We start from the raw sequence: 6,152 nt of genomic DNA, 5'->3' as shown, positions 1-6,152 counted from the left end.
ACAGCGACCACGGGTCGGTCTACTGCTCCAAGGCCTACGCCAAGCTGTGCCGCAAGCTCGGCGTCACCCAGTCCATGGGCGCGGTCGGATCCTCGGCCGACAACGCGCTCGCGGAGTCGTTCAACGCCACGATGAAGCGCGAGGTCCTCCAAGACGCCGCCTGCTGGGCCGACGAGGTCACCTGCCGCCGGCAGGTCTTCAAGTGGCTCGTCCGCTACAACACCCGCCGCCGCCACTCCTGGTGCGGCTATCTGTCCCCGTCCACCTACGAGGCCCGCCGGCCCGCTACGCTGCCGACCGCCGCGTAATCACACCCCGTGTCCAAGATCCGGGGGTAGGGCCCCGACGCCGCAGAGATTCAGGCCGGCAGACGAGTGCGAAAGCTACTGCGAACGCTTCGGCTGTGGCCGAATATGGCCCCATGAGGTGGATCGCGGCGAGGCCGTCGCCGATCACGGGTGAGTACCAACGCGTCACTGCGCCAGGGTGCCACCGGAATGTACCCAGCCGGACCCGAGGGACTGTGCTGTAGGGAGTGTTCCGAAGGCTACGTTGCTACAGACACTCTGCCGCGGATCTCGGAGCGAACCGGCGCGACAGATGGGTACCAGACGCGCGGCGCGCTCCGCTCAGAAGGGTGCCGGCCAGGCCCCTCGGCGGGCTAGGAACGACAGGGTTGGATTTCCTATGTTTTGTTCGACGTGATTACCTACCCCCGCCCCGTTCGGGGATCGAAAGTACGGCTCAGCCTGCTTGTTGTGCCCCCACCTCCGTGGCGGTCGCCGGCGTAGCAGAACGCCTTTTGCGCAGGGCTCGGAATGCCCTTGGAACCCGCGGATCCGTTCGGATCCCTGCGTAGAACCCTCCCCCTTTTGGCAGGTCGCTCGTCCAGAACCCTCCCCCTTTTGGCAGGTCGCTCGTCCAGAACCCTCCCCCTTTTGGCAGGTCGATTAGCTAGTCCGGAGGGCGTGCGCGACGATGAGATCAGGCGTCACCTGACGCAGATGAACCCCTGGTGGCGAGCGGCTGTGTCGGGGACCTCGCCGACCGCCTGGGTCGACCAGCACCGCGTGTTCAGGGACCTTGGACGTCACGATATGGGCTACAGGTCACCTGTTCTAGATGACATCGCCAACGGTCCCGTATCGGACCAACTCGTCGTTTTGTCCGGGCCTCGGCGCATCGGAAAATCGGTCACCCTGCTCCAGACGGCCGAGCGGCTATGTAGCCGTGCCGACGTCGATCCACGTCAGGTGATCCACGTTCCCTGTGACGGCATGACCACACAAGACCTTCGTCGTGTGCTGGTCCTGGGGCGAACATTGACCGCGTCCGTCGATCGCGAGACTCCCACGCCGCGGGTCTGGCTGCTCGACGAGGTCAGCGCCATCCTCGGGTGGTCAGCGATCCTGAAAGGCGCGCGCGACAACACCGACTTCGGTGACGACACCGTCGTGGCCACCGGTAGCCGGTGGGCCGAGGGCGAGGACATCGAGGGAAACCTGATGGCCGGGCGCGCAGGAAGCGGAACACGGCGATGGCGGACCCTGTATCCGATGAGCTTCCGGGAGTTCACTAGCGCAACGGCACCCGAACTCGGTCTCCCCGACCGTCTTCATCCCGCGGAACTGCAATCAGGCGTCGCGCGGTCCGCACTTGAGAACTATGGCTTTTTCGTCGACGACTTCGACCTTGCCTGGCAGGCATACCTCACGACCGGAGGATTCCCACGTGCCGTCGCTGAGCACTCGCAGCTCGGCGCCGTGACGGATTCATTCATCGCGGACCTCGAGGCCTGGCTCCACCGAGACGTGGAACCAGCGGCCAGCCCTGAATCCGTGCCGCTACTTCTGAATGCGTTGGCCACCCGGTCGTCAAGCCCGTTCAGCGTCAGTTCCGCCGCGCAGGAGCTTTCCTACGGCAAAGGGGTTCTCGATCTGCGGCTCAGGCGCCTCATTGCCAGCCACGCGCTCGTTCGTTGTCCTCGACGTGAAGCCGGCCAGATCGTGCCCGGCGCCCAGGCCAAGTACTACCTCGCTGATCCGATCCTTTCGTGGCTGCCGTCGCGGCGGCGCTCTGGTCTCCCTGCCCCGGACATGACCCAGCTCACGGAGTCCATCATCGGGGTCACCCAGGCTCGCGCGATCGACGTGATTGACGAGGGGCGGCTCCCGCACGGTGACACGATCGGCTATGTCCGGACATCGAACGACAAGGAGATCGATCTCGGACCGGTCGTTGTACCGACCTCAACAGGCGCCGGCATGACCGTTCCCCTTGAGAGCAAGTGGGTCGACCATGGCCGGAAGAGCGAGGCTCGCACGATATCCGCCAAATTCGATGCGGGCATCCTCGCAACGAAGAGTGTCCTGGACCTTGAGGGACGGGTCTGGGCGGTCCCCGCTCCGCTCGTGGCACTGATGCTGCTCTGACTGTTCCTCAGCCCAGCACCCGACCAGTGCAGACGGCCCAGTGCGCGGCGTAAAATTTCCCGCGGCAACGCCACCAGCCGCACGCGAACCACGCTGTTGGATTTCCTATGTTTTGTTCGACGTGATTGTCTACCCCCGCCCCGTTAGCTCAGTTGGTTAGAGCAGCGGACTTTTAATCCGCGGGTCGTCGGTTCGAGCCCGACACGGGGTACTACCAGGCGCGACAGCCGTGCAGGCGTGCGGGTGTCGTGGCCGATCCGAGGGGGTGCGGCCTACCCTGGTCGGTATGGCTGACCTGGGGGGATCCGAGCCGGCGACCGACCTCTTCGACCAGTGGCTCGCCCACCACGAGGGACGTCCCGTCGAGCCCGCCGAGCCCGAAGAACCCGCGCCGGAGCAGCCGGGGCAGCCTGAGCCGGTGCAACCACCGCTCTCGCCGGAACCTGGCTTCCCGCCACTGCCGACGCCTGGCCAGCACGCTGCCGAAGCGAGCGTGCCGGAGGCGCCGGCCGCCGAGGCGCGGCCGCGGCACCGCCCGACCCACCTCGCAGCGACCCACCTCGCAACCACCCACCTCGCAACCACGACCGCATCACAGCCGCCCGTGTCCCCCGGCGTACGGGAGCGGTCGGCGAGCCTGCCGCACACCGTCTTCTTCCGGCCACGGCGCGGCACCGGGCGGCTGCTCGGCGGGCTGCTGCTGGGGTTCGCGGCGCTGACGATCGCCGCGGCCGTGTGGGCGTGGGCCGACAGGACCTTCCTGAGCTACGGCATCACCGCGGCGGTCGCTGCGGTCACCGCGATCGTGTGGGCGACGCGTGCCAGCGCGAGCCCGACCCGTCTGACGCTGCGTGGCAGCGAGCTGGAGATCGTGCGCGACGGCAGCCGAGCGCTCTTCGACCTGGCGGCCCCGCAGACGTCGATCGAGATGCGCGGCGAGCCCGGTGACCGGCGCTGGAAGGTGCTCGTCGTACGCCGTTCGATGAGCCCCTACGTGATCGACGGCTCGATGGTCGACCCCGGGGAGTTCACCCAGGTGCTGCGCTACTTCCACCCCGAGGTCTAGAGAAGCCGACGCCCCGGCTGCCGAAGGCAACGGGGCGTGGGACATCGCGTGGATCAGCCGGCCGCTACGCCGCGCTCGTGCTCGTCGGTGAGCCGGGACTCCTCCGCGGCCTGGGCCTCCAGCTCGGCACGACGCTGCTCGAGCTGGGCGTCCATCTCGCCGGGGTCGGAGACCAGCCCGCTGGCGCCGCCGTCGACCTGCTCCAGCGCTCTGCGGGCGAAGACCTGCTGCATCGTGGTGGTCCGCTCGCTGCGGTCACGCCCGACGAACGAAGTGAACCAGGCCAGCGTCGTCGTCACGCGGTTGGCGAACCCGGTGAGGTAGGCCAAGTGGACGAAGAGCCACATCATCCAGGCGATGATGCCGGTGAAGTGCAGCTTGCCGACGGTCGCGACCGCCTTGAACCGGCTGATGGTGGCCATCGAGCCCTTGTCGAAGTACTTGAACTCCGGCTTCCGAGGCTGGCCGGCGAGGTCGGCCTTGATCGCCTTGGCGGCGAACTTGCCACCCTGCATCGCGACCTGCGCGACGCCGGGCAGGTGCTTGAGGTTGATCATGTCGCCGAGGACGAAGACCTCCGGGTGTCCCGGAAGCGTCAGGTCGTCGTTGACCGAGATCCTGCCGGCCCGGTCCAGCTCGGCGCCGGTCTGCTCGGAGAGCGTCTTGCCCAGCTCGGAGGCCTGCACGCCCGCGGCCCAGATCTTGGCGACCGCCTCGATCCGCTGGACCGAGCCGTCCTTGAACTTCATCTCGAGCCCGCGCTCGTCGACGGCGGTGACCATGCCACCGAGGACCACCTCGACGCCGGTCTTCTCCAACGCCTTCTCGGTCCAGGCGCCGAGCTTCTCGCCGAACGGCGGCAGCACCTGCGGTGCGGCGTCGACCAGGACGACGCGGGCCTTGCGGCTGTTGATGTAGCGGAAGTCTGACTTGAGCGTACGGCGGGCGAGCTCGGCGATCTGGCCGGCCATCTCGACGCCGGTCGGGCCGGCCCCGACGACCACGAAGGTCAGAAGGTGGTCGACGTTCTCCCCACGAGAAGCGCCGATCTCGGCGAGCTCGAAGGCACCGAAGATGCGACCGCGCAGCTCGAGCGCGTCGTCGATCGACTTCATGCCGGGGGCGAACTCGGCGAAGTGGTCGTTGCCGAAGTAGGACTGACCGGCGCCTGCGGCCACGATCAGCGAGTCGTAGGGGGTGACGGTCCTGCGGCCGAGCACCTCGCTGCTCACCGTCTTGGCCGTCAGGTCGATGTCGGTGACCTCACCGAGGAGGACCGAGGTGTTCTTCTGCCGGTGCAGCACATCGCGCGTCGCCGGTGCGATCTCGCCCTGGGACAGGATGCCGGTGGCGACCTGGTAGAGCAGCGGCTGGAAGAGGTGGTGGGTCGTCTTGGCGATCAGGGTGATCTCGACGTCAGCGTGCTTGAGCGTCTTCGCACTGAAGAGGCCGCCGAAGCCCGAGCCGATGATGACGACCTTGTGCTTGCCTGCCTGGCTGGCGGTCATGCCAATCCTCTCCTCAGAAGATGACCGATTGGATCGTTCAAGCCCTATTCTCGCGCGATCGTCGCTGGGCTTCCACTCGGGGTACCCATCTAGATCCTCACACCCCTTTGTGGAATAAATAACTCGTTTGACCCGCGCGCGGCAGGGGTATGAGGCGGCAAGATCGCTCTTGACCCCCTCCAGGAGAACGAATCGTGCCTCTCACCCGTCCCGCCTTGACGCTGGCCCGCGGGCCACGCGGCGTCCAGGACGCGCGGCGCTGGGTGGTGCAGGCCTGTCTGGACATCGACCGCCCCGACCTCGTCGAGTGCGCCGAGCTCGGCGTCTCCGAGCTGGTCACCAACGCCGTCCTGCACGGTGCGGATCCGATCCAGGTCCGGGTCCGCGGCACCCGCGAGCACCCGCGCGTCGAGGTCCGCGATGCCTCCGTGGAGCGTCCGATCCTGCCCGGTCCGCTCGGCCTGGACCCTGACGACGACCTGTTGCTGACCTTCGGCCGAGGCCTGTCGATCGTCGCTCGCAGCTCGGATGCCTGGGGAGCGGAGATCGAGACGGACGGCAAGGTGGTGTGGTTCGCCCCGGCCGCGGAGCTGGCCGAGGACGACGGTGTCGAAGGTGTGGTCAACGGACCTGCCAACGGCGAGATCGCCCCCGAGATCGAGGATCCGGTCGAGGTGCGCGTCCTCGGCGTGCCCCTCCGGCTCTACGTCGGATTCCAGCAGCACTTCCGCGAGCTGCGCCGCGAGGTCCGGCTGCTGGCGATCGCGCACGAGTCCGACTACCCGTTGGCCAAGAGCCTCTCCGACCTGTTCGGGACGCTCGAGCGTCAGCTGCGCGACGGCATCGGACTCAGTGACCTGGAGGGTGCCCTCGCCCAGCAGGCCGAGATCGCCGACCTCTCCGTGCGGATGCCCCGCGAGGCCGCGACCACGTTGCGCAGCTTCGTGGACCTGCTCGACGTGGCCGACGAGTTCTGCCGGCAGGAGCGGCTGCTCTCGCTGGCACGCACCGACGAGCAGCGCGAGTTCCAGCGCTGGTTCCTCGGCGAGTACATCCGGCAGGCGGCGGGTGCCCTGCCGCAGCCCTGGGTGGAGCCGGATCGGCTCCCAGCCGACCTTCGCGCCGTCCGATAGAGTCGTGCCCCGA

The 6,152-nt window shown here is 67.7% G+C and carries 5 protein-coding genes and 1 tRNA gene; 5 read left to right on the top strand and 1 reads right to left on the bottom strand.

Features of this window, described 5'->3' with window-relative positions:
• From H036_RS0109845 to H036_RS0109820, 4 genes are all read left to right on the top strand, one after another.
• Positions 1-308 (top strand): integrase core domain-containing protein (locus H036_RS0109845; protein ID WP_017934619.1); only part of this gene is annotated, 308 nt, incomplete at its 5' end.
• 660 nt (positions 309-968) lie between these two features.
• Complete coding sequence (locus H036_RS0109840) at positions 969-2,432, top strand: AAA family ATPase (RefSeq protein ID WP_017934618.1); 1,464 nt, start codon at positions 969-971, stop codon at positions 2,430-2,432.
• Between the two features lie 137 nt (positions 2,433-2,569).
• Positions 2,570-2,643, top strand: a tRNA-Lys gene (locus H036_RS0109835).
• 75 nt (positions 2,644-2,718) lie between these two features.
• Complete coding sequence (locus H036_RS0109820; protein ID WP_017934617.1) at positions 2,719-3,498, top strand: hypothetical protein; 780 nt, start codon at positions 2,719-2,721, stop codon at positions 3,496-3,498.
• Positions 3,499-3,551: 53 nt separating this feature from the next.
• On the opposite strand, the gene H036_RS0109815 is transcribed toward H036_RS0109820, so the two are convergent.
• A complete protein-coding gene (locus H036_RS0109815; RefSeq protein ID WP_017934616.1) occupies positions 3,552-5,006 on the bottom strand; it encodes an NAD(P)/FAD-dependent oxidoreductase in 1,455 nt (484 codons plus the stop codon).
• A 194-nt stretch (positions 5,007-5,200) separates the two neighbouring features.
• Between H036_RS0109815 and H036_RS0109810 the strand changes: the two genes are divergently transcribed.
• Positions 5,201-6,139, top strand: a complete 939-nt coding sequence (locus H036_RS0109810; RefSeq protein ID WP_017934615.1) for an ATP-binding protein — start codon at positions 5,201-5,203, stop codon at positions 6,137-6,139.
• Positions 6,140-6,152: the final 13 nt, after the last annotated feature.

This window comes from Nocardioides sp. Iso805N, assembly GCF_000364605.1.
In the GTDB taxonomy this organism is placed as follows: Bacteria; Actinomycetota; Actinomycetes; order Propionibacteriales; family Nocardioidaceae; genus Nocardioides.
Note: the sequence above shows the minus strand (reverse complement) of the source record. Positions and strands in the feature narration are given on the sequence as shown.

Bases quoted from the DNA above. Each gene is read 5' to 3' on its own strand.
- H036_RS0109815 (WP_017934616.1), bottom strand. From the start codon at position 5,006: ATGACCGCCAGCCAGGCAGGCAAGCACAAGGTCGTCATCATCGGCTCG.
- H036_RS0109820 (WP_017934617.1), top strand. From the start codon at position 2,719: ATGGCTGACCTGGGGGGATCCGAGCCGGCGACCGACCTCTTCGACCAG.